The organism is Gryllotalpicola kribbensis, from assembly GCF_039538245.1.
GTDB classification, from domain to species: Bacteria; Actinomycetota; Actinomycetes; order Actinomycetales; family Microbacteriaceae; genus Gryllotalpicola; species Gryllotalpicola kribbensis.
Genome location: NZ_BAABBX010000010.1, coordinates 1 through 23,711, shown reverse-complemented (window position 1 = coordinate 23,711; position 23,711 = coordinate 1). Strand labels below are relative to the sequence as shown.

At 71.2% G+C, this 23,711-nt stretch carries 19 protein-coding genes; 10 read left to right on the top strand and 9 right to left on the bottom strand.

The window, feature by feature from the left end:
• Positions 1-7: 7 nt before the first annotated feature.
• Genes ABD716_RS06580 through aroA form a run of 3 tightly spaced genes read right to left on the bottom strand, consistent with a single transcriptional unit; the run spans position 8 to position 3,467 of the window.
• The gene (locus tag ABD716_RS06580; protein WP_344775061.1) at positions 8-1,003 is read right to left on the bottom strand and encodes a LacI family DNA-binding transcriptional regulator; all 996 of its coding nucleotides are present in this window, start codon (positions 1,001-1,003) and stop codon (positions 8-10) included.
• An 8-nt stretch (positions 1,004-1,011) separates the two neighbouring features.
• Positions 1,012-2,094 (bottom strand): ribosome small subunit-dependent GTPase A, encoded by a 1,083-nt coding sequence (rsgA, locus tag ABD716_RS06575; protein WP_344775059.1) that lies wholly within the window; start codon positions 2,092-2,094, stop codon positions 1,012-1,014.
• Positions 2,091-3,467: a 3-phosphoshikimate 1-carboxyvinyltransferase gene (gene aroA, locus ABD716_RS06570; protein WP_344775057.1), complete on the bottom strand. Its 1,377-nt coding sequence runs from the start codon at positions 3,465-3,467 to the stop codon at positions 2,091-2,093. Before aroA ends, rsgA begins: the two co-directional genes overlap by 4 nt.
• Before the next feature lie 125 nt (positions 3,468-3,592).
• Here aroA and ABD716_RS06565 point away from each other — a divergent pair, with 125 nt between their 5' ends.
• Together ABD716_RS06565 and ABD716_RS06560 are read left to right on the top strand one after the other, a co-directional pair.
• Positions 3,593-4,204, top strand: a complete 612-nt coding sequence (locus ABD716_RS06565) for a sigma-70 family RNA polymerase sigma factor (RefSeq protein ID WP_344775360.1) — start codon at positions 3,593-3,595, stop codon at positions 4,202-4,204.
• Positions 4,201-4,443: a zf-HC2 domain-containing protein gene (locus tag ABD716_RS06560; RefSeq protein WP_344775055.1), complete on the top strand. Its 243-nt coding sequence runs from the start codon at positions 4,201-4,203 to the stop codon at positions 4,441-4,443. The genes ABD716_RS06565 and ABD716_RS06560 overlap by 4 nt, the downstream gene beginning before the upstream one ends.
• A gap of 195 nt (positions 4,444-4,638) precedes the next feature.
• Here ABD716_RS06560 and ABD716_RS06555 read toward each other — a convergent pair whose 3' ends face one another.
• Positions 4,639-8,349 (bottom strand): multifunctional oxoglutarate decarboxylase/oxoglutarate dehydrogenase thiamine pyrophosphate-binding subunit/dihydrolipoyllysine-residue succinyltransferase subunit, encoded by a 3,711-nt coding sequence (locus ABD716_RS06555; RefSeq protein ID WP_344775053.1) that lies wholly within the window; start codon positions 8,347-8,349, stop codon positions 4,639-4,641.
• Positions 8,350-8,498: 149 nt separating this feature from the next.
• Here ABD716_RS06555 and guaB1 point away from each other — a divergent pair, with 149 nt between their 5' ends.
• A complete protein-coding gene (gene guaB1, locus ABD716_RS06550; RefSeq protein ID WP_344775051.1) occupies positions 8,499-9,935 on the top strand; it encodes a GMP reductase in 1,437 nt (478 codons plus the stop codon).
• Between the two features lie 152 nt (positions 9,936-10,087).
• On the opposite strand, the gene ABD716_RS06545 is transcribed toward guaB1, so the two are convergent.
• The gene (locus tag ABD716_RS06545) at positions 10,088-10,933 is read right to left on the bottom strand and encodes a hypothetical protein (protein ID WP_344775049.1); all 846 of its coding nucleotides are present in this window, start codon (positions 10,931-10,933) and stop codon (positions 10,088-10,090) included.
• A 9-nt stretch (positions 10,934-10,942) separates the two neighbouring features.
• Between ABD716_RS06545 and ABD716_RS06540 the strand changes: the two genes are divergently transcribed.
• From ABD716_RS06540 to ABD716_RS06530, 3 genes are all read left to right on the top strand, one after another.
• Entirely contained in the window at positions 10,943-11,326 is a 384-nt protein-coding gene (locus ABD716_RS06540) for a hypothetical protein (protein WP_344775047.1), read from the top strand.
• A 75-nt stretch (positions 11,327-11,401) separates the two neighbouring features.
• The gene (locus ABD716_RS06535) at positions 11,402-12,754 is read left to right on the top strand and encodes a hemolysin family protein (protein WP_344775045.1); all 1,353 of its coding nucleotides are present in this window, start codon (positions 11,402-11,404) and stop codon (positions 12,752-12,754) included.
• Positions 12,747-13,784, top strand: a complete 1,038-nt coding sequence (locus tag ABD716_RS06530) for a hemolysin family protein (protein WP_344775043.1) — start codon at positions 12,747-12,749, stop codon at positions 13,782-13,784. The genes ABD716_RS06535 and ABD716_RS06530 overlap by 8 nt, the downstream gene beginning before the upstream one ends.
• 133 nt (positions 13,785-13,917) lie before the next feature.
• Here ABD716_RS06530 and ABD716_RS06525 read toward each other — a convergent pair whose 3' ends face one another.
• Together ABD716_RS06525 and ABD716_RS06520 are read right to left on the bottom strand one after the other, a co-directional pair.
• Positions 13,918-15,000, bottom strand: coding sequence for an NADH:flavin oxidoreductase/NADH oxidase (locus ABD716_RS06525; RefSeq protein ID WP_344775041.1), 1,083 nt, complete (start codon positions 14,998-15,000; stop codon positions 13,918-13,920).
• A gap of 146 nt (positions 15,001-15,146) precedes the next feature.
• Positions 15,147-15,770: an HAD family hydrolase gene (locus tag ABD716_RS06520; protein ID WP_344775039.1), complete on the bottom strand. Its 624-nt coding sequence runs from the start codon at positions 15,768-15,770 to the stop codon at positions 15,147-15,149.
• A 23-nt stretch (positions 15,771-15,793) separates the two neighbouring features.
• Here ABD716_RS06520 and ABD716_RS06515 point away from each other — a divergent pair, with 23 nt between their 5' ends.
• Positions 15,794-16,657, top strand: a complete 864-nt coding sequence (locus ABD716_RS06515) for an ADP-dependent NAD(P)H-hydrate dehydratase (RefSeq protein ID WP_344775037.1) — start codon at positions 15,794-15,796, stop codon at positions 16,655-16,657.
• A gap of 101 nt (positions 16,658-16,758) precedes the next feature.
• On the opposite strand, the gene ABD716_RS06510 is transcribed toward ABD716_RS06515, so the two are convergent.
• Both ABD716_RS06510 and ABD716_RS06505 read right to left on the bottom strand, forming a co-directional pair.
• Positions 16,759-17,424: a helix-turn-helix domain-containing protein gene (locus tag ABD716_RS06510; protein ID WP_344775035.1), complete on the bottom strand. Its 666-nt coding sequence runs from the start codon at positions 17,422-17,424 to the stop codon at positions 16,759-16,761.
• Entirely contained in the window at positions 17,421-18,920 is a 1,500-nt protein-coding gene (locus tag ABD716_RS06505) for an APC family permease (RefSeq protein WP_344775033.1), read from the bottom strand. The genes ABD716_RS06510 and ABD716_RS06505 overlap by 4 nt, the downstream gene beginning before the upstream one ends.
• A 179-nt stretch (positions 18,921-19,099) precedes the next feature.
• Between ABD716_RS06505 and ABD716_RS06500 the strand changes: the two genes are divergently transcribed.
• From ABD716_RS06500 to ABD716_RS06490, 3 genes are read left to right on the top strand one after another with little or no spacing between them, the layout of a single operon-like run.
• The gene (locus tag ABD716_RS06500; RefSeq protein WP_344775031.1) at positions 19,100-20,605 is read left to right on the top strand and encodes an APC family permease; all 1,506 of its coding nucleotides are present in this window, start codon (positions 19,100-19,102) and stop codon (positions 20,603-20,605) included.
• Positions 20,606-20,610: 5 nt separating this feature from the next.
• Positions 20,611-22,638 (top strand): primary-amine oxidase, encoded by a 2,028-nt coding sequence (locus ABD716_RS06495; RefSeq protein WP_344775029.1) that lies wholly within the window; start codon positions 20,611-20,613, stop codon positions 22,636-22,638.
• The gene (locus ABD716_RS06490; protein ID WP_344775027.1) at positions 22,625-23,149 is read left to right on the top strand and encodes a hypothetical protein; all 525 of its coding nucleotides are present in this window, start codon (positions 22,625-22,627) and stop codon (positions 23,147-23,149) included. The genes ABD716_RS06495 and ABD716_RS06490 overlap by 14 nt, the downstream gene beginning before the upstream one ends.
• The last annotated feature ends 562 nt before the right edge of the window (positions 23,150-23,711 follow it).

Genomic DNA, 23,711 nt, shown 5'->3' with positions numbered 1-23,711 from the left:
TTCGACCCTAAGGCCGCGGCGCGGGCGTGCTGGTCTCGCGCACGACGAGGGTGCTCGGGCTCGGCGCGGCGGTGCTCCAGCTGCGGCCGTCGAGCAGTTCGAGAAGCATGGCGGCGCTGCGCCGCCCGGCGCGGTCGGGGTACCGCTCGAGCGCCGTGACCGTCGGGTATGAGAACTGGCACAGCATCGAGTCGTCCCAGCTGACGACCGCGACGTCGTGTGCGCCGGCATCGGCCAGGGCGCGCAGGCCGGCGACGGCCATCACGTCGTTCGAGAACACGAGGGCGGTGGGCCGGATGCCTGACGAGAGCAGCTCGAGCACGCGGGCGTGCGCCGTGTCGAAGGTGTAGTCGGCCTCGGCGAACTCCACGGCGATGCCCCGGGCGGTGCTCTCGTGCCGCACGGCGGTGCGGCGGTCGACCTCGTGCGCGAGGCCGAGGGGGCCGGTGATGTGCGCGATGCGGCGGTGCCCGAGCTCATCGAGGTGGGCGACGATCAGCTGGGCGTCGCGATGCTGGTCCTCGATGCGCTCGCCCGCCCCAGAGGGCAGGACGCCGTGCAGCACGAACGGCAGGCCGAGCCGCGTGAGCAGCGCGGGGCGCGGGTCGTCGATCGCGCGGTCGAGCACGATGACGCCGTCGACCCGGCCCTCGCCAGCCCAGCGCTCGTACACGGCGGTGTCGCGGCCGGGGGTGGTGCCGACCATGCGCAGCAGCAGGCTCTGCCCGGCCTCGGAAAGCACGTCCTCGACGCCTTCGAGCAGTCGCATGTAATAGGGCTCTGTGCCGAGCAGGGCCGGGTCGCGGCGCAGCACCATGCCGATCGCGTCGGCGCGCGAGCGCGACAGGGCGCGTGCCGAGAAGCTGGGATGCCACCCGAGTTCGGCGGCCATCGCGACGACCTTCTGGCGGGTCTGCTCGCTCACGCCGGCCTGGCCGTTGAGGGCGTACGACACGGATGCCTTCGAGAGGCCGAGGCGCTCGGCGATGTCCGCGATGGTCACGCGGGCCACTAGCGGCCCTCCTCGCCGCTCTGGCCCCCGACCCCCGGGGCGAGGGTCTGCAGCAGGCGCTGCAGCGAGTCGAGGCGGACCGCGCCGGCGGGGCCCAGCCGCCCCTCTTCGACGGCCTCGACGATCGCGCAGTCGGGGGCGTCGCGCAGATGCGTGCAGCCGCGCGGGCACTCCTGCGCGAGCGCCAAGAGGTCGGGGAATCCGCGCAGGATGTTGGCCGGGTCCACGTGCCCGAGACCGAAGCTGCGCACACCGGGGGTGTCGATGATCCAGCCGCGGCCGGCATCCGTCTCGACGCGCAGCGACACGGTCGAGCTCGATGTGTGGCGGCCGCGCCCCGTGACCTCGTTCACGTGCCCGGTCGCGCGGTTCGCGTCGGGCACGAGCGCGTTGACCAGGGTGGACTTGCCGACCCCGGAGTGCCCGACCGCGACCGTCGTATGGCCGACGAGCGCGGCCGCGAGCTCGGCGGTCGGCATGGCGCCCCGCGCGCTCGTGAAGACCGTGAGGTGGTCGAGGGCGCCGAAGTTCGCGAGGAACGGCGCAGGGTCGGCGAGGTCGGTCTTGGTGATGCACAGCAGCGGCTCGATGCCCGCGTCGTAGGCGGCGACGAGGTAGCGGTCGACGAGGCGGACGCGCGGCTCGGGGTTCGCGGCCGCGATGACGATGAGCATCTGGTCGGCGTTGGCGACGATGATGCGCTCGACGGCGTCCGTGTCATCGGCCGAGCGGCGCAGCAGGGTCGTGCGCTCCCCGATGCGCACGATGCGCGCGAGCGTGCCCTCGCCGCCGGTGGTGTCGCCGACGAGGTCGACGCGATCGCCGGTGACGATCGCCTGCTTGCGCAGTTCACGGGCGCGGGATGCCGTGAGCTGATGCTCGCTCGGCTCGTCTTCATCGAGCAGCACCGTGTAGCGGCCGCGGTCGACGGCGAGCACTCGGCCCGTGACGGCGTCGCCGTGCTCGGGGCGCTGCTTGGTGCGCGGTCGGTTGCCCTTCGGGTTGGGCCTGACGCGGACGGACGACTCGTCGTACTCGCCGTACGGCTCGTCGTCGTCTTCGTCGTCGGACCACCAGCTCAAGCGGGCAGGACTCCGTGCTCGGGCCCGGCGACCATGCGGCGCCACAGCTCGGGGAACTGCGGCAGCGTCTTCGCCGTCGCGCCGATGTCGTGCACCTCGACGCCCGCGACGCGCAGCCCGATCAGGGCGCCCGCGGTCGACATGCGGTGGTCCTTGTACGACTTCCAGACGCCGCCGTGCAGCTCGGCGGGCTCGATGCGCAGCCCGTCCTTGAGCTCGGTCGCCTTCCCACCCAGGCCGTTGATCTCGGCGACGAGCGCGGCGAGGCGGTCGGTCTCGTGGTGGCGGATGTGCCCGATGCCCGTGAACTCGCTCGGGCCGTCGGCGAGAGCGGCGAGGGCCGCGAGGGCGGGCACGAGCTCGCCGCCGGTGGAGAGGTCGAGCGTCACACCGCGGATCTCGCCCGTGCCGCGCACCGTGAGCCGGTCGCCGTCGAGGGCGACCTCGGCCCCGAACAGCGGCAGATAGCTCGCGAGGTCGGCGCCGACCTGCGTGGTCTTGGCCGGCCAGTTGCCGATGGTGACGCGACCGCCCGTCGCGACCGCCGCCGCGAGGAACGGCGCGGCGTTCGACAGGTCGGGCTCGATCGCGGCGTCGCGCGCGCCGACCGGCTGCGGCTTCACGACCCAGGTGCCGAGCTCAGGCGTCTCGACCTCGACGCCGCGGGCCGCGAGGGCGGCGATCGTCATCTCGATGTGCGGCATGCTTGGCAGGCGCTCGCCCGCGTGGTGCAGCACGAGCCCGTTCTCGAAGCGCGCCGCAGACAGCAGCAGCCCCGACACGAACTGGCTCGAGCTCGACGCGTCGATCGTGATCTCGCCGCCGGCGACCCGGCCGGTGCCGTGCACCGTGAACGGCAGGGCGGCACGGCCCTCGTCGGCGAGGTCCACGCCGAGCGCGCGCAGCGCGTCGACCATGGCGTGCATGGGGCGGCCCCGGGCCGACTCGTCGGCGTCGATCGTCACGGGGCCGAGGGCGAGGGCGGCGACCGGCGGGATGAACCGCATGACCGTTCCGGCCTGGCCCGCGTCGATCGTGGTCGAGCCGGTGAGCTCGGCGGCCGGGACGATGCGCAGATCGGGCCCGAAGGGGCCCGGCTCAGGCATCCGCTCGACGCCCGTGCCGAGCGCCGCGAGCGCCTCGACCATGCGGTCGCTGTCTTGCGAGTGCAGGGGAGCGGTGAGCACCGAGGGCGCGTCGGCGAGAGCGGCGAGCACCAGCTCGCGATTCGTCTGCGACTTGGAGCCGGGCAGGGCGACGTCGGCGTCGACGGGCGCGCCCGCGAACGGCGCCGCCCACAGCTCGGAGGTCTCGGTCTGGCGGCTGTCGCCGTACGGATCGAACTCGGGCGCGGAATAGGTGCGGAACTGCATCGGTTGCAGGATATCGAGGATTTGATCGCACCAACGAAAGGACGCCAGTGCCCGCATCAGCGCTCATCGAGCGGCCCGTCGTCGGCAGCGAAGCGACGGATGCCTGGGCCGTAGAATTGGCCGCGATGACAGACGACCTCGAGCTCTCGAGCGACACTCCCGCGGAGCGGAGCTTCGAAGAGCAGGCGCTTCCCTTCATGGACCAGTTGTATGCGGCGGCCCTGCGCATGACGCGCAACCCGTCTGACGCGCAGGACCTCGTGCAGGAGACCTTCGTGAAGGCCTTCGCGGCCTGGGCGCAGTTCCACCAGGGCACGAACCTCAAGGCGTGGCTGTACCGCATTCTGACGAACACGTTCATCAACAACTACCGCAAGAAGCAGCGCGAGCCGTACCAGACCCCCATCGAGGATCTCGAGGACTGGCAGCTCGGTGGCGCAGAGTCGACGACCGCCCGCGCGGCCCGCTCCGCCGAGGCGGAGGCGATCGACCACCTTCCTGACTCCGACGTCAAGAACGCGCTGCAGGCCATCCCCGAGGACTTCCGGATGGCCGTCTACTTCGCCGATGTCGAAGGCTTCTCCTATCAGGAGATCGCCGACATCATGAAGACACCCATCGGGACCGTGATGAGCCGCCTGCACCGTGGCCGGCGGATGCTTCGCGATCTGCTTTCCGACTACGCGCGCGACCGGGGGAGCGCCGCACAGACCCCACCTGCCAGGAGTACACGATGACCGACTGCGGCTGTGACAAAGCCAAGAAGGACCTTGAGGAATACCTGCACCACGAGCTGCAGGCCGACGATGCGGCCGACATCCGCGAGCACCTCGCCACCTGCGCCGACTGCGCCGGCGAGCACAAGGTCGGCGTCGTGCTGATCGAGGCCGTGCAGCGGGCCTGCCGCGAGACGGCGCCGGAGGAGCTGCGCGTGCAGGTGCTCACCAAGTTGCGGGCGCTTCAGACGCACGCGTAGCGCGCGCTGATCGCGGAGCCCGCGGGGGCCGCGATGGCCGGCCGGCCGCGTGATCGCGCTGCTCGGATCCGCTTCGCGCTGCTCGGATCCGGACAGCGTCGAGAGGATCTGAGCAGCGCGGGCGCGGAAGGCGGGGGCGCGCATCGACGAAGGGCCCCGGTTCCTCAAGGAATCGGGGCCCTTCGCGTACGAGGGTCAGACGGTCAGCGCATCCGCCATCAGCTTCGCCTGCTCGACCGCGTGGCGCTTGGCCGTGCCGACGGCGGGCGAGGCGGATGCCGGGCGCGAGACCACCGAGATGTCGCGCTTGCCCGCGCGGCGCGCCGCATCGACGAAGTAGGGGGCCGCGCCCTGGTTCTCGGGCTCGTCCTGCACCCACACGACCTCGGCGTTGGGGTAGCTGTCGAGCACGCCGACGAGCTCCTGCTTGGGCAGCGGGTAGAACTGCTCGAGGCGCACGACCGCGATCTGCGGGTTGGGCGCCTTCGCCAGCTCGGCCTTCAGGTCGTAGTAGATCTTGCCCGCGCAGGCGAGCACGCGGCGCACCGCGCCCTTGTCGCTCACATCGGGGTCGTCGATCACCGGCTGGAAGCGGCCCGAGGTGAACTCGGACAGGTCGCTCGTCGCACCGCGCAGGCGCAACATCGCCTTTGGAGTGAACACGATGAGCGGCTTGCGCGGGCGGGCGTATGCCTGGCGGCGCAGCAGGTGGAAGTACGACGCCGGCGTCGACGGCCGCGCGATCGTCATGTTGTTCTGCGCGGCGAGCTGCAGGTAGCGCTCGATGCGCGCCGACGAGTGGTCGGGGCCCTGGCCCTCGTAGCCGTGCGGCAGCAGCAGCACGACGGACGAGCGCTGGCCCCACTTCTGCTCGGAGGCGGCGATGTACTCGTCGATCACGCTCTGGGCGCCGTTGGCGAAGTCGCCGTATTGCGCCTCCCACAGGACGAGGGCGTCGGGGCGCTCGACCGAGTAGCCGTACTCGAAGCCCATCGCCGCGTACTCGGAGAGCAGCGAGTCGTAGACCCAGAAGCGGCCCTGGTTCTCGGCGAGGTTCGCGAGCGGCACCCACTCCTGCCCGTTGACCTGGTCGTGGAAGACCGCGTGGCGCTGCGCGAAGGTGCCGCGCCGCGAGTCCTGGCCGACGAGACGCACGGCGGTGCCCTCGAGCACGAGCGAGCCGAAGGCGATCAGCTCGGCGAATCCCCAGTCGATGCCGCCCTGGCGGCTCATGTCGACGCGCTTCTTGAGCAGCGAGGTGAGCTTCTTGTGCACCGTGAAGCCGTCGGGCACGTTGTCGAAGGCGTCGCCCACGGCACGCACGACGGATTCCGCGACGCCGGTCGTCTCGAGCTCGCCGGTCGCCGGCTCGTCGTTCTTCGGAAGCTGCGTGACCACGGGGATCGGCGAGGTCTGCGCCTCGTGCGTCTCGGCGAAGGCGCGCTCGAGGCGGGCCTGGAAGTCGCGATGCGCCTCCTCGTACTCCTCTTCCGTGATGTCGCCGCGGCCGACGAGCGCCTCGGTGTACAGCTTGCGGGTCGAGCGCTTCGCCTCGATCAGGCCGTACATGAGCGGCTGCGTCATCGACGGGTCGTCGCCCTCGTTGTGACCGCGGCGGCGGTAGCAGATCAGGTCGATGAAGACGTCGCGGCCGAACTCCTGGCGGTACTCGAACGCGAGCTTCGCGACGCGCACCACCGCTTCGGGGTCGTCGCCGTTCACGTGGAAGATCGGCGCCTGGACCGTCTTTGCGACATCCGTCGAATACACGGAGCTGCGCGCCTCGCTCGGCGACGTCGTGAAGCCGACCTGGTTGTTGATGTTGACGTGGATCGTGCCGCCGGTCTTGTACGCGCGCAGCTGCGACATCTGCAGCACCTCGACGTTGATGCCCTGGCCGGCGAGCGCCGCATCGCCGTGCACGAGCACGGGCAGCGTCGTGTAGGTGCCCGCGGGGCGCCTGTCCTGCTTGGCGCGCACGATGCCCTCGAGCACGCCGTTGACGACCTCGAGGTGGCTCGGGTTCGCCGCGACGTAGACCGGCACCTCTTTGCCGTCGGGAGAGACGAAGGTGCCCTCGGTGCCGAGGTGGTACTTCACGTCGCCGGTGCCGGCGAGGTCGAACTCGCCCTCGAACTCGCGGAAGATCTGGCCGTAGGTCTTGCCCGCGATGTTGGTGAGCACGTTGAGGCGCCCGCGGTGGGCCATGCCGATCGCGACGCCGTCGAGCCCGGCATCCGCCGCGCCCTGCAGCAGCTCGTCGATGAGCGGGATCGTCGACTCGCCGCCCTCGAGGCTGAACCGCTTCTGGCCGACGTACTTGGTCTGCAGGAAGGTCTCGAAGGCCTCGGCCTCGTTGAGCTTCGTGAGGATGTGCAGCTGCTCGTCGTGCCCTGGCTTCACATAGGGGCGCTCGAGCTTGTCCTGGAACCAGCGCCGCTGGGCCGGGTCCTGGATGTGCATGTACTCGACGCCGACGGTGCGGCAGTACGAGTCGCGCAGCACGCCGAGGATGTCGCGCAGCTTCATCTCGCCGTAGTTGCCGGCGAAGCCGCCCGCGACGAACTTGCGGTCGAGGTCCCAGAAGGTGAGGCCGTGGCTCGCGATCTCGAGATCGGGGTGGGTGCGCTGCTTGTACTCGAGCGGGTCGATGTCGGCCATCAGGTGCCCGCGCACCCGGTACGAGTTGATGAGCTCGTGCACGCGCGCCGTCTTGTTGACCTGGTGGGCGAGGTCGACGTTGATGTCCTGCGCCCACAGGATCGGCTCGTAGGGGATGCGCAGCGCGGCGAAGATCTCCTGGTAGAAGTCCTGGCCGCCGGCCAGCAGCTCGTGCACGATCTTGAGGAACTCGCCGGAGCCCGCGCCCTGGATCACGCGGTGGTCGTAGGTGCTCGTCAGGGTGATGGTCTTCGAGATGCCGAGGTCGTTGAGGGTCTCGGGGCTCGCGCCCTGGAACTCGGCGGGGTACTCGAGGGCGCCGGCGCCGATGATGCAGCCCTGGCCCTTCATGAGCCGCGGCACGGAGTGCACGGTGCCGATGCCGCCCGGGTTGGTGAGGCTCACCGAGGCGCCCGAGAAGTCGTCGGCCGTCAGCTTGTTGCCGCGGGCGCGCTTGACGAGGTCCTCGTAGGCGGCGAGGTAGTCGGTGAAGCCCAGCGTCTCGGCGCGCTTGATCGCCGGGACGAGAAGCGAGCGCGTGCCGTCGGGCTTCGGCAGGTCGATCGCGATGCCGAGGCCGATGTGGGCGGGCTTCACGACCGAGGGCTTGCCGTCGATCACGTCGTAGAAGACGTTCTGGCTGGGGAACTGCTTCAGCGCCTTGATGAGCGCCCACCCGATCAGATGGGTGAAGCTGACCTTGCCGCCGCGCGTGCGGGCCATGTGGTTGTTGATGACGATGCGGTTGTCGATCATCAGCTTCGCCGGAATCGTGCGCACGCTCGTCGCGGTGGGCACCGTGAGGCTCACGTCCATGTTGGCGGCGAGCGTCTTCGACATGCCGCGCAGCGGAGTGACCTCGTTGGCCTCGGCCGGCCCGTCGTTCTTCGGGGCGACGGCCGGGGCGTCGGCCGGGACCGGGGTCGGCTTGGGCGCGACGGACGTCGTGCGTGCGACCGGCTGCGTGGGCTGCCCCTGCGGGGCGGGGGCGGGTGCCTGGGCAGGCTGTGTGGGCTGGGCAGGTGCCTCGGGCTGGGCGGGCGCCTGCTGAGCGGGGGCGGATGCCTGAGCCGGCGCGGCCTGAGCGGGAGCCCCCGCGGCCTCAGCTGCCTTCTGCTCCAAGATCGGCCACCACGACCGGTCGACCGAATTCTTGTCGGCGAGGTACTGCTCGTAGAGCTCTTCGACCAGCCAGTCGTTGGCTCCGAACTGTCCCTCTTCCGTGCCAGTCAGCTGGCTTGCCACAGCCGATCGCCCACCTTCTCCATTGACGTCTGGTGTCCTGCTTCATCAGGCCGGGGCCTTTCCGGCCCCAGCGCCCAACGACTATCAAGCCTAAGCCCTGTGGACAACGCCCCGTGCCCGACTTGCCCGGCGCGGCATAGCGTTGAGGCATGAGGTTCTACGGCCAAGCGCCCCAGCACGACCTGACGTATTCCGATGTCTTCCTGGTGCCGAGCCGCTCCGCCGTCACCAGCCGGCTCGACGTCGACCTCGCCCCGGGCGACGGAACGGGCGCGCGCATCCCGATCGTGGCGAGCAACATGAACTCGGTCACCGGGCCGCGCCTCGCGGCGACTCTCGCGCGGCGCGGCGGGCTCGGCGTGCTGCCCCAGGATCTCCCTCCGCAGGAGCTCGCGGCAGGCATCCGGTTCGTCAAAGAGCAGCCGGTCGCCTACGACACGCCCATCATCATGTCGCCCGACGACACGGCCAGTGACGCGCTCGAGCGGGTGCCGGCCGTGCACGGGCTCGGCGTCGTGCTGCACGATGCCGACGACACGTACGCCGGCGCGGTGCTCGCGACGCGGCTCGCGGTCGTGCCGCCGGATGCCCGGCTGGGCGACCTCGTGCACGGCGAGCTCACCGCGCTCGAGGCCGAGGACGTGCCCGACGGTCGCGCCGCCTTCGATCTGCTCGACGCCGCCGGCGTCGAGTTCGCGCCCGTGATCAGCCAGGGCCGTGTGATCGGCACCCTCTCGAAGACCTCGGCGCTGCGATCGACGATCTACCCGCCGGCGGTCGACGCGCAGGGGCGGCTGCTCGTCGCCGCCGCCATCGGCATCAACGGCGACGTCACGGGGCGGGCCCGCGCGCTGCGCGATGCGGGCGTCGACGTGCTGGTGCTCGACACCGCCCACGGCGACCAGGACGGAATGCGCCGGGCGCTCGGCGCCGTCGCCGGTCTCGATCTGGGGCTGCCGCTCGTGGCAGGGAACATCGTGACGGCGGCGGCTGTGCAGGACCTCGTCGCCGAGGGCGCGAACATCCTCAAGGTGGGTGTCGGGCCCGGTGCCATGTGCACGACCCGCATGATGACGGCGGTCGGGCGGCCGCAGTTCTCGGCCGTGCTCGAGACGGCGGAGGCCGCGCGCGAGCTCGGCGCGCACGTGTGGGCCGACGGGGGAGTGCGGTACCCGAGGGACGTCGCCCTCGCGCTCGCCGCAGGTGCGGCATCCGTCATGATCGGGTCGTGGTTCGCGGGCACGATCGAGGCGCCCGGCCTGCTGCGCAGCGACGCCGCCGGGCTCTACAAGGAGAGCTGGGGCATGGCGTCGAACAAGGCCGTGCAGGCGCGGTTCGCGCGGCTGTCGCCGTATGAGCGTGCCCGGAAGGAGCTGTTCGCAGAGGGGATCTCGTCGTCGAAGATCTACCTCGACCCGCAGCGGCCCTCGGTCGAGGACCTGCTCGACATGATCACGACCGGGGTGCGCTCGTCGTTCACCTACGCGGGCGCGCGGACCGTGCCGGAGTTCCACGAGCGCGCGCTCGTGGGGCTGCAGTCGGCTGCCGGCTATGAGGAGGGCAAGGCGCTGCCGGTCTCGTGGTGAGGGGGTGCGCTGCGCGCCCCGCTCCCCGCGCCGTTCCGGTTGCGCTGCTCGGATCCGCTTGACGTTGCCCGGATCCGAGCAGCGCGAAGAGGATTCGAGCAGCGCAAGTGCAACGCGAGGGGATGCCGAGGCAAAGGCCACCTGCCGATGAGTCAGGCGCGTCGCGGCGCTCGAATGAGCGGCAGGCCCGCACGAGTGAGATGGGCGGTCAGCCGCGCCAGGGTGAGATCCGTGGTCACCCAGCGGGTCACCCGGGGGCCGAGGGCGCGCATCCGGTCCTCGCGTCGCTTCTCGTCTTCGACGACCTCTGAGAGCGTTCGGCCTTTCATGAACTCTGGCTTCACGTACTTGATGTGACCGTCGTATTCGCCGATCAGCCCGTGATCGGGCCACCAGAAGTCCGAATAGCCGACGAGCCCGTCATGGTCGCGCCATTCCTGCTGCAGCACCGGCGCGGGAAATCCGGCGAGATGAATGAGGCAGCGGCTCTCCGATTCGCGTACTGAATCGGAAAGAGTGGTCGCAAAAGCAGCCACGCGCCGCAGCTTCGCCGCGCCGTATCGGTTGCGATCGAGCTCCACCACCTGAGCGAACTCGTCGAGCGTCAGCAGTGGCGACGGCTTCCGCTTGATGCGCAGGGCGGCATCCGCGGTCGCTACTGCGCGCGTGAAGGACTCGGAACGGGCAATGTCGGCGACGGTTCGTGCGGGGCTCGTCACGAGGAAGCCGCCGACTCTGATGATCTCCTGGTCGGAGAGAACCGCTGCGTGCCGACGCACATTGCCGCTGCTGCGGCCGCCGGTGGATGGCGGGATCGTCACGTCGATGCGGTCGGGAAGCTCGCCCAGCACCGGGAGCCCCAGGCAGGTCGCGGCAGTGAGGTGTGAGAACACCACATCGGGCTCCATGGTCGTTGCCACCGCGAGAAACCGCATACGGAACCTCGTGAAGCGATCGGCAGCGTTCCAAACGGCCGCTTCGACGAACACGCCGGGCACCAATCTCAGGTGCGTTCCGCGCTCGACGCCTCGGGCCAAGGCGTCGGAGTCGACGCGGCGCTCACGCGCGTCGAAGTTCACGATGAGACCCAACTCGTGGGCGAGAGCGATGGCGTGATCCGCGTGCTTCATGCCGTCGATGGTGGAGCACCGGCGCGTGACAGTGAGACCGCGGAACAGGCATCCGTGGACAATCTCGCGAGTTCGCAAGCTGTGCTGGGCAAGACGCGGGTGCCGGCGCGGCCTTCCACCGGGGGTCGCGCTGCTCGGACCCGCTTCGCGCTGTCCGGATCCGAGCAGCGCGAAGAGGATCCGAGCAGCGCAACCGGGAAAGTCGTCCGAGAAGGGCGGCGCGACGCCGCGGGCGGCGGCATGCGCGGGCGACGCCGATAGACTGGCCGCGTATGGAGCCCCCGTCTGCGAGCGCCTTCAGCCCTCAGCCCGTGACGCCCCGGGCGGTGCGCACTCGTGCCTGACTGGGTCCTGCTGCTCATCGGTATCGCGCTGATCATCGGCACGGGGTTCTTCGTCGCCAGCGAGTTCGCGCTCGTGAACCTCGACCGCGCCGAGCTCGAGGCGCGGCGTGAGCGCGGCGAGAGCCGGCTCTCGATGACGATCGATGCGCTGCGGCATACCTCGACCCACCTCTCGAGCGCCCAGCTCGGCATCACCCTGACGACGCTGCTCACGGGCTTCACGCTCGAGCCGTCGATCGGCAGGCTGCTCGCGCCCGCCCTTGATGCGCTGAACCTGGCGGATGCCGCCGCCGCGGTCACCTCGTCGATCGTCGCGATCGTCGTCGCCACGCTCGGGTCGATGATCCTCGGCGAGCTGGTGCCGAAGAGCTTCGCGCTCGCGCTGCCGATCGCGACCGCGCGCGTGGTGATCCCGTTCCAGACGGTGTTCACCCGCGTGTTCCGCCCAGCGGTGGCCGTGCTGAACGGCAGCGCCAACGCGGTGCTCGCGCTCTTCGGCATCGAGGCGAAGGAAGAGCTCTCGGGGGCCCGCAGCGCGGAGGAGCTCAGCTCGCTCGTGCGCCGCTCGGCCGAGCAGGGCGTGCTCGAGCAGGACACCGCGAGCCTGCTCGACCGCACCCTGATGTTCTCGAGTCGCGTCGCGAGCGACGTCATGACGCCGAGGCCGCAGCTCGACGCGGTGAAGCGCGACGACACCGCCGAGCACGTGATCGCGCTGGCCCGGGAATCCGGCCACTCGCGCTTCCCCGTGATCGACGACGGCATCGACGACATCGCCGGCATCGTGCACGTCAAGCACGCTGTCGCGGTTCCGCACGACCGCCGCGGGCGCGTGCCCGTGAGCGCGCTGCAGACCGAGGCGCTGCGCGTGCCCGAGACCATGCACCTCGACTCGCTGCTCGCCGAGCTGCGCGCGCGCAGTCTGCAGATGGCCGTCGTCGTCGACGAATACGGCGGCACGGCAGGCGTCGCCACCCTCGAGGATCTCGTGGAAGAGCTCGTGGGCGAGGTCGCCGACGAGCACGACACGGGCGCCGACGACGTCGATCTCGCCCCCGGCCCGGGCGGCGAGATCGAGTTCAGCGGCCTGCTGCGCCCCGATGAGCTGCTCGACCGCGCGGGCGTCGAGGTGCCCGAGGACGAGCGCTACGAGACCGTCGCCGGATTCCTCATGGCGCAGCTCGGCCGGCTGCCGGAGCTCGGGGACACCGTTCCGGTCGAGGGTGGCACCTTGCGCGTGACCGCACTCGACGGCCGCCGGGCCGACCGCATCGTCTTCACACGGCAGCCGCAGGCATCCGTCGACATCGACAGCGCGGCGCAGGCGGGTGAGGCCGATGTCTGACTGGGCAGGAATCGTCTGGCTGTTCGTGCTGCTGCTCGGCAACGCGTTCTTCGTCGGCGCCGAGTTCGCGGTGATCAGCGCCCGGCGGTCGCAGATCGAACCCGCGGCCGAGCGGGGCAAGCGCAGCGCGAAGACCGCCCTGTGGGCGATGGAGCACGCGACGCTGATGCTCGCGACCACTCAGCTCGGCATCACGGTCTGCTCGCTGCTGATCCTGAACGTGTCCGAGCCGGCGATCCACCACCTGCTGCACGGGCCGCTCGGTCTGACCGGTCTGTCGGAGGGCGTGATCGACGTGACGTCGTTCATCATCACGCTGGTGGTCGTCTCGTTCCTGCACGTCGTGCTCGGCGAGATGGTGCCGAAGAACCTGTCGTTCTCGTTCCCCGACCGCGCCGTCGTGCTGCTCGCGCCGCCGCTGGTCGGCATCGGGCGCGTCTTCGGGCCCATCACCCACGCCCTCAACTGGGCGGCGAACGGCGTGGTGCGCCTCACGGGCGTGACGCCGCGCGATGAGGCGGTGTCGACGTTCACGCTCGAAGAGGTTGAGACCATCGTGCAGCAGTCGACGCGCGAGGGCCTGCTGCAGGACTCGACCGGTGCGCTCAGCAACGCCTTCGAGTTCAGCGCCAAGACCGCCCGTGAGGTGAGCGTGCCGCTCGTCGACATCGAGAGGCTGCCGCGCTCCGCGACGCCGGCCGACGTCGAGCACGCGGTCGCGAAGCACGGCTTCAGCCGCTACGTCATCGATGACGAGCAGGGGATGCCCGTGGGCTATGTGCACCTCAAGGATGTGCTCGACCTCGAGGGCGATGCGTTCGAGCTGCCGATCCCGCCCTCGTCGGTGCGGCCGCTCGTCGATGTCGACGCGGATGCCGAGATCGAGTCGGTGCTCGCCGTGCTACGCCGCTCGGGCACGCACATCGCGCGCACGACCGAGGCGTCGGGCGAGGCGGTCGGGGTGCTGTTCCTCGAGGACATCCTCGAAGAGCTCGTCGGCGAAGTGCACGACGCGACGCGGCGCGACTGAGCCCGCCGGCCCTCGCCCTCGCCCCTATTCACCCGAAGTGTGAGTTCGGGCGGCTTCGCGGGCAAATAGGCAGCCCAAACTCACACTTCGGGTGAGCTGAGCAGAGGTGAGGTGAGCAGAGGCGGGGTGAGGGTCAGCGGCGGGCGCGGATGTACTGCGGCTGCCAGAGCTCGGGTGCGTCGGCGCCAAGCTCGCGTGCCCAGCGCTGCGGGGTGTGCGGGTCGCGCAGCGCTTCGCGGGCGATGAGCACGGCGTCGGCCTGCCCCGAGGCGACGATCTGCTCGGCCTGGGCGGCGTCGGTGATGATCCCGACGGCGCCGACCGGCACCTCGGCGAGCGAGCGCACGTAGTGCGCGAACCGCACCTGGTAGCCGGGCCCGACGGGGATGTCGGCGTGGGCGTTGCCGCCCGTGGACACGTCGAAGAAGTCGGCGCCGGCGTCACGCGCCCAGCGGGCGACGGTGGCGGTGTCGGCCTCGTTCCAGCCGCCCTCGACCCAGTCGGTGGCCGAGAAGCGCACGAACACGGCGGCGCGGCCGGCCGCGGCATCCGTCACGGCGTCGACCACGCGCATCAGCAGGCGTGCGCGGTTCTCGAGCGACCCGCCGTACTCGTCGTCGCGGGTGTTCGACAGCGGCGACAGGAACTGGTGCAGCAGATAGCCGTGCGCGGCGTGCAGCTCGAGCACGTCGAAGCCCGCGTCGAGGGCGCGCCGAGCGGCCGCGGCGAAGTCGGCGACGACCTTGTCGATTCCTGAGGCGTCGAGCGCCTGCGGGGTGTCGTAGCCCGGGTAGGCGACGGCCGAGGGGCCGAGGGGCGCCCAGCCGCCGTCGGCGGCGGGCACGGTGCCGTGGCGGCCGGCCGCGCCCCACGGCCGGAAGGTCGACGCCTTGCGGCCCGCGTGCTGCAGCTGGATGCCCGCCTTCGCCCCGCGCTCATGCACGAAGCCGACGATGCGGGCCCAGGCGTCCTTCTGCTCGTCGTTCCAGATGCCGGTGTCCTCGGGCGAGATACGCCCCTCGGGCGAGACCGCCGTCGCCTCGGTGATCACGAGCGAGGCCCCGCCCGACGCGAGCGAGCCGAGGTGCACGAGGTGCCAGTCGGTCGGCACGCCGTCGCGCTTCTCGACCGCGTACTGGCACATCGGCGCGATGAAGACGCGGTTCGCGAACGCGATCGGGCCGAGGGTGATCGGGGTGAAGAGCTGGGAGGGCATCGGTGCTTTCTGTCGGAGTGGGGGTCTCGATACGCCCGGCTTCGCGCGGGCTACTCGACCAGCGGGCGGGGGGCTGGCGCGGGCTACTCGACCAGCGGGTGGGGCTGGCGCGGGCTACTCGACCAGCGGGTGGGAGCTGGCGCGGGCTACTCGGCCAGCGAGTTGAGGAAGACGCGGAGCGCGGCAGGGTCGGTGAACACGTGACCCGTGATGCCGAGCGCCTCGGCACCCGCCACGTTGTCGGCCCTGTTGTCGGTGAACACCATCTGCTCCGCCGAGATTCCGAGGTCGTCGAGCACGTGCCGGTAGATCGCCGCCTCGGGCTTCAGCAGCTTCAGCTCGCCGGAGACGTAGAAGCGGTCGAACCAGTCCGACAGGGGCCCATGGCGGAAGTAGGACCCGAAGTCGGGGCCCGCGTTCGACAGCAGAGCGAGGGGCGTGCCGCCCGCCTTGAGATCGGCGAGCACCTCGACCGTGCCCGGGTTCACCGACAGCCACGAGCGGAAGTCGGCGGCCCACAGTTCGTGGATGCGCGCATCGGACCACGCGATTCCGAGCTCGGCGCCGATCGCGCGCCAGTAGGCCGCCACGTCGGCGGTGCCCTGGTCGAGCCCGTTGCGGTGCGCGAAGTATGCCCGCCAGAACGGCTCGGCCGGTGCGCCCGCGAGGTCGAGGATCACCGCGCGGTCTGCCTCTGTCGGCGTCAGCGAGATCACCTCGCCGTAGTCGAAGACGACGGTGCGGCCGGGAAGGGAGATGGGCGAGCTCACGCTCACGAACCTATCGTGGTCACATGACGGCAGAGCGGGTGTGGACACCGGAGGACACGGCGCGGATGCTGCGGGCACCCGTCGCCGGCGACGACAAGTACACGAGGGGGGTCCTCGGTGTCGCGACCGGCTCTGAGGCCTTCCCCGGGGCCGCCGTGCTCGGCGTCGAGGCCGCCGTGCGCACCGGCGTCGGGATGGTGCGCTACGTCGGCCCACCGACCCCGACGGGGCTCGTGCTGCGCAAGCGCCCCGAGGTGGTCACGGGCACGGGCCGCGTGCAGGCGTGGCTGGTCGGCTCGGGCATCCCCGGCGCCGCGCAGCGCACCATGGACGACAACACGCACCTCGGCGCCGCGCTCATGGACGGCGTGCCGCTCGTCATCGACGCGGGCGCGCTCGACCGCGTCGACGCCGCTGCCGGGCCCGCGGTGATCGTGCCGCACTACCGCGAGCTCGAGCGCACGCTGGAGCGCACGACGTCGCCGCTCACGCTGGATGAGATCAGGGCGGATGCCGCGGCCGCGGCATCCCGCGCGGCCGAGACGCTCGGCGTCACCGTGCTGCTCAAGGGCGCCGTGACGCACGTGGCGTCGCCCGGCGGCGAGCCCATCTCGGTCTCGCTGGGAACGCCGTGGCTCGCGACCGCCGGCAGCGGCGACGTGCTCGGGGGAGTCCTCGGCGCGCTGCTCGCGACGCACGCCGCCGACATCGAGGAGCGCGGCCATGCGGCGCTCGCCGAGCTCGCGGCGACGGCGGCGGCGCTGCACGGTCTGGCGGCGGTGAAGGCCTCGGGCGGTGGCCCCATTGCGGCGCTCGACATCGCCCGGGCGCTGCCCGGCGTCGTCGCGGCGCTGCTGCAGATGCGGGACGGGGACGCCACGGACTGAGGTCTGCGGGAGGGGGATGTAGGCGCGGCGCGCAGTTCGCACGATTGCTCCTATGAACCGCCCCCGCGCGTGCGCGGAATCGTGCGTTTTACGCGCGGCGCCTACCGCAGCGCGGCCTCGAGGCGGCGGCACTCGGGGGCGATGAGCTCGAGCAGCGACTCGGGCTCGGCGAGGCGCTGCTCGGGAAGGGCGAGGGCGACGCCGGCGACCAGAGCTCCGGTGGCATCACGCAGGGCCGCCGCGAAGCAGCCCCGCCCCGGCATTGCGGGCGTGGGGCGCGAGCTGAACGGCAGGGGGTCGTGGCGCCGCTCGGCGATCAGCAGCGTGCCGAGGGCCGAGGACGACAGGTCGGAGAGCAAGCGGCGCTCGTCGGAGAGCGGGAAGTCGGGGTCGACGTCGACGAGCTCGAGCACGCCGTCGCGGTAGGAGGCGAGATGCACGCCGCCGCGGATGCGCCCGCGCAGCTCGACGACGATGTCGTGCGGGTTCTCGGCCGGGGCCGCCGCCGCGGCGAGACCGGCGAGCAGCGCGACCTTGTGCCCGAGGGCGAACCCGGCCAGGTCGGGCATGCGCACCAGGTACTCGTCCTGCACGAGCAGGTTGAGCAGGCGATAGGTGGTCGCGCGCGGCAGTCCCAGACTGCGCGAGATCTGCTGCGCGGTGACGCCCGGCCCGGCGCGCGCCACCTCTTCGAGCACGCTGAGCGCGCCGTGCACCGCGCTCGGCTGGCGCCCCGTCAGCCCGGGGTCCGACCCGGGCCGACTCATGAGCCGCCCAGCAGGTCGGACGACGTGGTGTGGTCGAAGAGCCCCGCCCCGGCCAGGGCGCGCGAGCGCGTACGGCGCACGTAGAGGTACCAGAGGGCGGCGAGCACGGCGAGGCCGCCGACGACGATCACCGCGACGGGTTCGCCCTCGACCGAGACGGCGAGGTAGGTGATGAGCACCGCGCCGAGCCCGCCCGCGGCGACGACCGCGACGAGGTCGGTTCGGGCGCTCGACTCGCCGATGCGGCGCAGGAACGCGGGCAGCGCGGCGGTCGCGAGCACGTAGGCGAACAGATAGCCCGCCGCCGAGACCACGATGAGGAACTCGAGCGACTGCCAGGGCGACCACCCGGCGGCGTGCAGCACGAGCGGCACCGCGACCGTGACGGGCACGACGAGGGCGAGCGCCCGATAGGGGGTCTTGCGCAGCGGCTCGATGCGGCCGACCGCCCGCGGCAGCACACCCTCGCGGCCGAGCGTGAACACCGCGCGGGCGAGGGCGGTCAGCGACGCGATGGCGCACGCCGTGAACGACGCGGCGAGGCCGAGGTCGAGCAGGGTGCCGACGGCCGCGACATCCGTATCGCTCGCGAGTCGTGCGACCGCCTGGCCGCCGTCGAACGCGATGCCGAACGCGCCCGCGCCCGCCAGCTGGGTGTACGACGACAGCAAATAGACGGCGCCGACGCCGAGCACCGTCCAGCGGATCGTGCGCGGCACGGTGAGGAACGGACGGGCCGCCTCGCGCCCGAGGGACGCCGCCGATTCGAAGCCGACGAACGCCGTGAGGGCGACCGCCGTGCCCGCGACGACCCCGCCCACTGCGGGGCGCGGGGCGGTGAACGGCGCGACCAGCTCCGCGGGAGACAGGCGGCTGAGGACGACGGCGAGCAGTGCGAGGATCACGAGCAGCGAGGCCAGTTCGATGACGAGCGTGACTCGGGCAGACAGGCGGATGCCCCGCCGCAGCACCGCGAAGCAGACGGCGCCGACCCCGACGAGCAGCGCCGCGGCGACCCACCCGGAGGCGGCCCACGAGCCGGCCAGCACCGCGAGGAAGCTCTGCAGGAAGTAGGCCGCCCCGACGACGCCGAACATGGCGATGAACCCGTAGCCGACGAGGAGCCCCGCACCCGCCGCGAACGCGGGCCCGGCGCCGAGTCCCTTCGCGGTGAAGGTGTACAGCGAGCCGGGGGCTGCGAGGCGCAGCGCGAACTGGTTCAGGGTCGCCCCGACGCAGATCGCGAGCAGCCAGGCGGCCGCGACCGCGATGAGCACGCCGGAACCGGCCTGCACGGCGATCAGCGCCGGAACGGTCGCGGTGCCCGCCGCAGGCGCGACGGCGCCGATCGACTGGGCGAGCACGTCGACGAAGCCGACCGTGCGGCGCTCGAGCCCCGCCATGGGGCTGTTCCGCGCGACGCCCGCGACCACGGGCGGCCGTGCGATCGCACGGCCGAGCGCGACGAGGCGGTCGGGCGGGTTCTGCGCGGTCATGCCGTCAGGGTCTCAACGCCGTGTTGCGCGCGCGTTTCCGGTGCGTCGCGGCCGTGAGACCGCGACTGAGACGGATGCCCCGGCCTGTCTCGTTCGCAGCGCGATGAGCGTTACGGCCGGGTCATTCGGGCGAAACGGGCCGCGCCCAGCATGGGCGTCACACCCCTGAGGAGGCTCGTATGACAACCGCGGACCCCACCGCCCTTCCCGCAGCGCCATCTGCCCTGACCGAACGCCCCGCCCGCACCCTCTCGGGCCGTCTCGGCGTCGGATCCATCGTCTTCATGGTCATCGCGGCCGCCGCGCCGCTCACCGTCGTCGGGGGCGGATTCCCCGTCGGCGCTCTCCTCGGCGACGGCATCGGCGCCCCGACGATGTTCCTCATCGGCGGCGTCATCCTGCTGTTCTTCGCCGTCGGGCTGTCGACCATGAGCAACTACGTGCCACGGCCCGGCGCGTTCTTCACCTACGTCGGCTACGGCCTCGGCCGCCCGCTCGGCCTCGCCGCCGCATGGCTCGCGATCCTCACCTACACGACGGTTCAGATCGCGGTCTACGGCTACGTCGGCGCGGTGATCAGCGGCTTCGTCGGCTCGCTCGGCGGACCGACGCTGCCGTGGTGGCTCTATTCACTGGCGGTCGTCGCGATCGTCGGCTTTCTCGGCTATCGGCATATCGAGCTGTCGGGGAAGGTGCTCGGCGTCTTCCTCGTCTGCGAGATCGGGGTCGTTCTCGTGCTCGCCGGCGCCGTCGTCGCGACCGGCGGCGCGGAGGGGCTCTCGGCCGCGCCGTTCCTGCCGTCGAATGTGCTGAGCGGGGCACCGGCCCTCGCGCTCATGTTCGCGCTCGCCGGCTTCATCGGCTTCGAGTCGACGGCGATCTACCGCGACGAGGCGAAGGACCCGCAGAAGACCATCCCGCGCGCGACCTATGTCGCCCTCATCGTCATCGCCGTATTCTACACCTTCGCGTCGTGGGCGCTCGTCATGGGCATCGGCCCGAGCCACCTCATGGGCGAGCTCGCCAAGGACCCGTCGGCCTTCATCGGCACCGTGACGACGCAGTACCTCGGCGCCGCGGGCGGCTGGATCGTCAACATCCTGATGATCACGAGCATGTTCGCCTGCGTGCTCTCGTTCCACAACGTGATCACGCGCTACCAGCACTCCATGTCGAACGCGGCGGTGCTGCCCGGCGCGCTCGGCAAGGTGCACGCCACCCACCGCTCGCCGCACACGTCGTCGATGGTGCAGACCGTGACCGCCGCCGTGCTCACCGTGGCGTTCGCGCTGTTCCAGCTCGACCCCGTGCTGCAGGTCTTCACCTGGTTCAGCGGCATCTCGACCTTCGCGATCGTCGTGCTCATGGGGCTCACCTGCCTCGCCGTCATCTCCTACTTCGCCGTCAAGAAGATCAGGGCGGGCGTCTGGAAGACCTGGATTGCACCCGTGATCGGATTCCTCGGCCTCGCCGCCGTCGCCGTGATCATCGCCCAGAACTTCCCCCTGCTCATCGGCGACGCCGACGCGAAGGGCAACCCGGTCTTCGGCACCCTGACCATCGCGTTCCTCGCCGTCATGGCGGCCTTCCCCGTCTTCGGCGTCGTGCAGGCCCTTGTCATGAGGGCGAAGCGACCCGGCGCCTACGAGAACGTCATCGACACCATCAGCACCATCGAGGAGTAACGACCGTGACCATCACCGAGAACAGCCACGCCCACCACGAGCGCGAGGGTCAGGCATCCCCAGCCCCTGCGGGCGGCCCGCTCGCCAGCCTGACGGCGGCCGAGATCGCGGCTGCCAGCGAGATCATCGCGGCGGCCGGCTTTGTCACCACGGCCACGCGCTACGCGTATGTCGGCCTGCTCGAGCCCGACAAAGCCGATGTGCTCGCGTGGCAGCAGGGCACGGGCCCGCTGCCCGCGCGCGAGGTGCGCGCCCTGCTGCTCGACCGCGCGAGCGGGGCATCCCTCGACGTCACCGTGTCGCTCACGGACGCCGCCGTCGTCGCCAGCGTGCCGATCGACGGCAGCCGCGGTCAGGTTCCGATCCTCGACGAGGAGTTCGCCGACATCGCCGACATCGTCAACGAGGACCCGCGCTGGGTCGAGGCGCTCGCGCGCAAGGGCGTGGCGCCGGATCAGGTCGTCCAGGTGCCGCTCTCGCCCGGCTACTACGAGATCCCGGGGGAGGAGGGGCGCCGAGTCATCCGCGTCTTCGCCTTCCGCATGGACCACGAGCACGACCACCCGTGGGCTCACCCCGTCGACGGGCTGTGCGCGTACGTCGACGTGATCTCGCACGAGCTGCTGCAGATCGTCGAGACGGATGCCGCGCCCGTGCCCGAGGCATCGGCGAACTACCACCTGCCCGAGGGCCGCCCGGCCGACCTCGAGGGGCTCAAGCCGCTCGAGATCACCCAGCCCGAGGGGCCGAGCTTCACGGTCACGGGCGAGCACGTCGAGTGGGCGAACTGGAGCCTCGACATCGGCTTCGACGCCCGCGAGGGGCTCATTCTGCGCAACCTCGCCTTCGCCGACCCCGACCGCGGCGGCGAAGTCCGCCCCATCATGTACCGCGGGTCGATCGCCGAGATGGTCGTGCCCTACGGCGACCCCTCGCCGTCGCGCTACTGGCAGAACTACTTCGACACGGGCGAGTACGTCTTCGGCCGCTACACGAACTCGCTCACCCTCGGCTGCGACTGCCTCGGCGAGATCCGCTACTTCGACGCGACGCTGGCCGACGAGCTCGGCAACCCGCGCGTCATCGAGAACGCGATCTGCATGCACGAGGAGGACTACGGCGTGCTCTGGAAGCACACCGACGTGTTCACGGGCGAGTCAGAGGTGCGCCGCTCGCGCCGGCTCGTGATCTCGTTCTTCACGACCGTCGGGAACTACGACTACGGCTTCTACTGGTACCTCTACCTCGACGGCACCATCGAGCTCGAGGCGAAGCTCACCGGCATCCTGTTCCCCTCCGCCCACACGGGCGACCTGGACTACCCCTACGCGACGCTGGTGGCCCCCGGCGTCGGCGCGCCCTACCACCAGCACCTCTTCAGCGCGCGGCTCGACATGACGGTCGACGGCCTCGCCAACGCCGTCGACGAGATCGACGCGGTGCGGCTGCCGATGGGGCCGGGCAACGAGCACGGGAACGCGTTCACCAAGTCGGTGCGGCGCATCTCCTCCGAGGCGGAAGGAGCGCTCGAGGCCCAGGGCGCCGTCAGCCGCAACTGGATGATCTCGAACACCGAGAAGGTCAACGGCCTCGGCCAGCACCCCGGCTACGTGCTGCACGTCGAGCAGTCGCCGACGCTGCTCGCCGACCCCGGCTCGTCGATCGCGAAGCGCGCCGCATACACGACGAAGACCCTGTGGGTGACGCAGTATGCCTCGGACGAGCGCTACCCCGCGGGCGAGTTCGTGAACCAGAACCCCGGGGTCGACGGCATCACCGCCTGGCAGCAGGCCGACCGCAACCTCGACGGCGACGACATCGTGCTGTGGACCACCTTCGGCCTCACGCACTTCCCGCGACCCGAGGACTGGCCCGTCATGCCGACGGACTACGTCAAGTTCACGATGAAGCCGTATGGGTTCTTCGACAGGAACCCCGCCCTCAACGTGAAGCCCACCGTGTCGGACCACTGCGCGCCGGGGCATGCGGGGCATGCGGGGCACTCGGGGCATGCGGGGCATGACCACCACTGAGTCCGTCTTCGGCTCGGCCCGTGGCCGCCGGGGCGCGAGGCGAGCAGTCGCCTGGCGTGGCCCGGCCGCCATGGCCGTCATGGTGCTCGGCATGCTCGACACCATGGTGCCGACGCTCGGCGTGGTGCCCGCCGACGCCTGGGTCGCCCTCGAGCTCGCCCTGGCGATCGTCGTCGCGGTGCCGGGGCGGGGCGCGCGCTGCTGCACCCCACTCGCCGCGCACCGTGCGCTCGGGCTCGTCGTGATGGCGGCGCTCACGATCGCGATGGCCGGCATGGGGGCGATGGCGGGCATGGGGGCGATGGGGGATGCCCCGGCCGCCGCGCCCATGGCGGGCATGCGCCACGAACACGGGCTCGGGGTCGGGGTCGGCTTTACGCCGGTGGCGCTCGCGGCGGCGGCGGTGTACTGCGGGTGGTCGCTCTGGCGGTCACGGCGGCATGCCGGCCGCGTCGAGATGCTGGCGGCGGCGGCATCCGTCGCCCTCATGGCCGCATTCGCCCTGACGTGACGAGACGTGGCGTGGCGTGGGGCGAAGGCGTCGTCCCCACGGCCGCCCTGGGCCTTTGCACGCCGTGGCTGCGGCGCCCTGTGACCGCTGCGCCCTCTGGCTGCGGCGCCCTGTGACCGCTGCGCCCACTCGTGCGGCGACGGTGGATGTCGGTATCGGGCGGCGCTGGCTCGTGCGGCGACAGTAGATGCCGGTATCGGGCGGCGACGGCTCGCGCGGCGACAGTCGTTGTCGGTATCGGGTGGCGAGGGTTCGTGCGGCGACAGTGGATGTCGGTATCGGGTGGCGAGGGTTCGCGCGGCGACAGTCGTTGTCGGTATCGGGCGGCGCTGGCTCGCGCGGCGACAGTAGGTGCCGGAATACGACGGCCGGCGCCTCAAGTGGCGACAGTTGTGGCCGATATGCGACGACCTTTACGCCAAGGAATGTCGTCGGTCGGAAGCGGCACGAGCCCGATGCGGCATCTACTGTCGCCGCACGACTCGCCGCACGACTGGGGGCCGCGTCCCGTTGAGTGGTGGAGTTTCTCGACACCGTGCGGGTCAGCTTGGGTTTGATTATG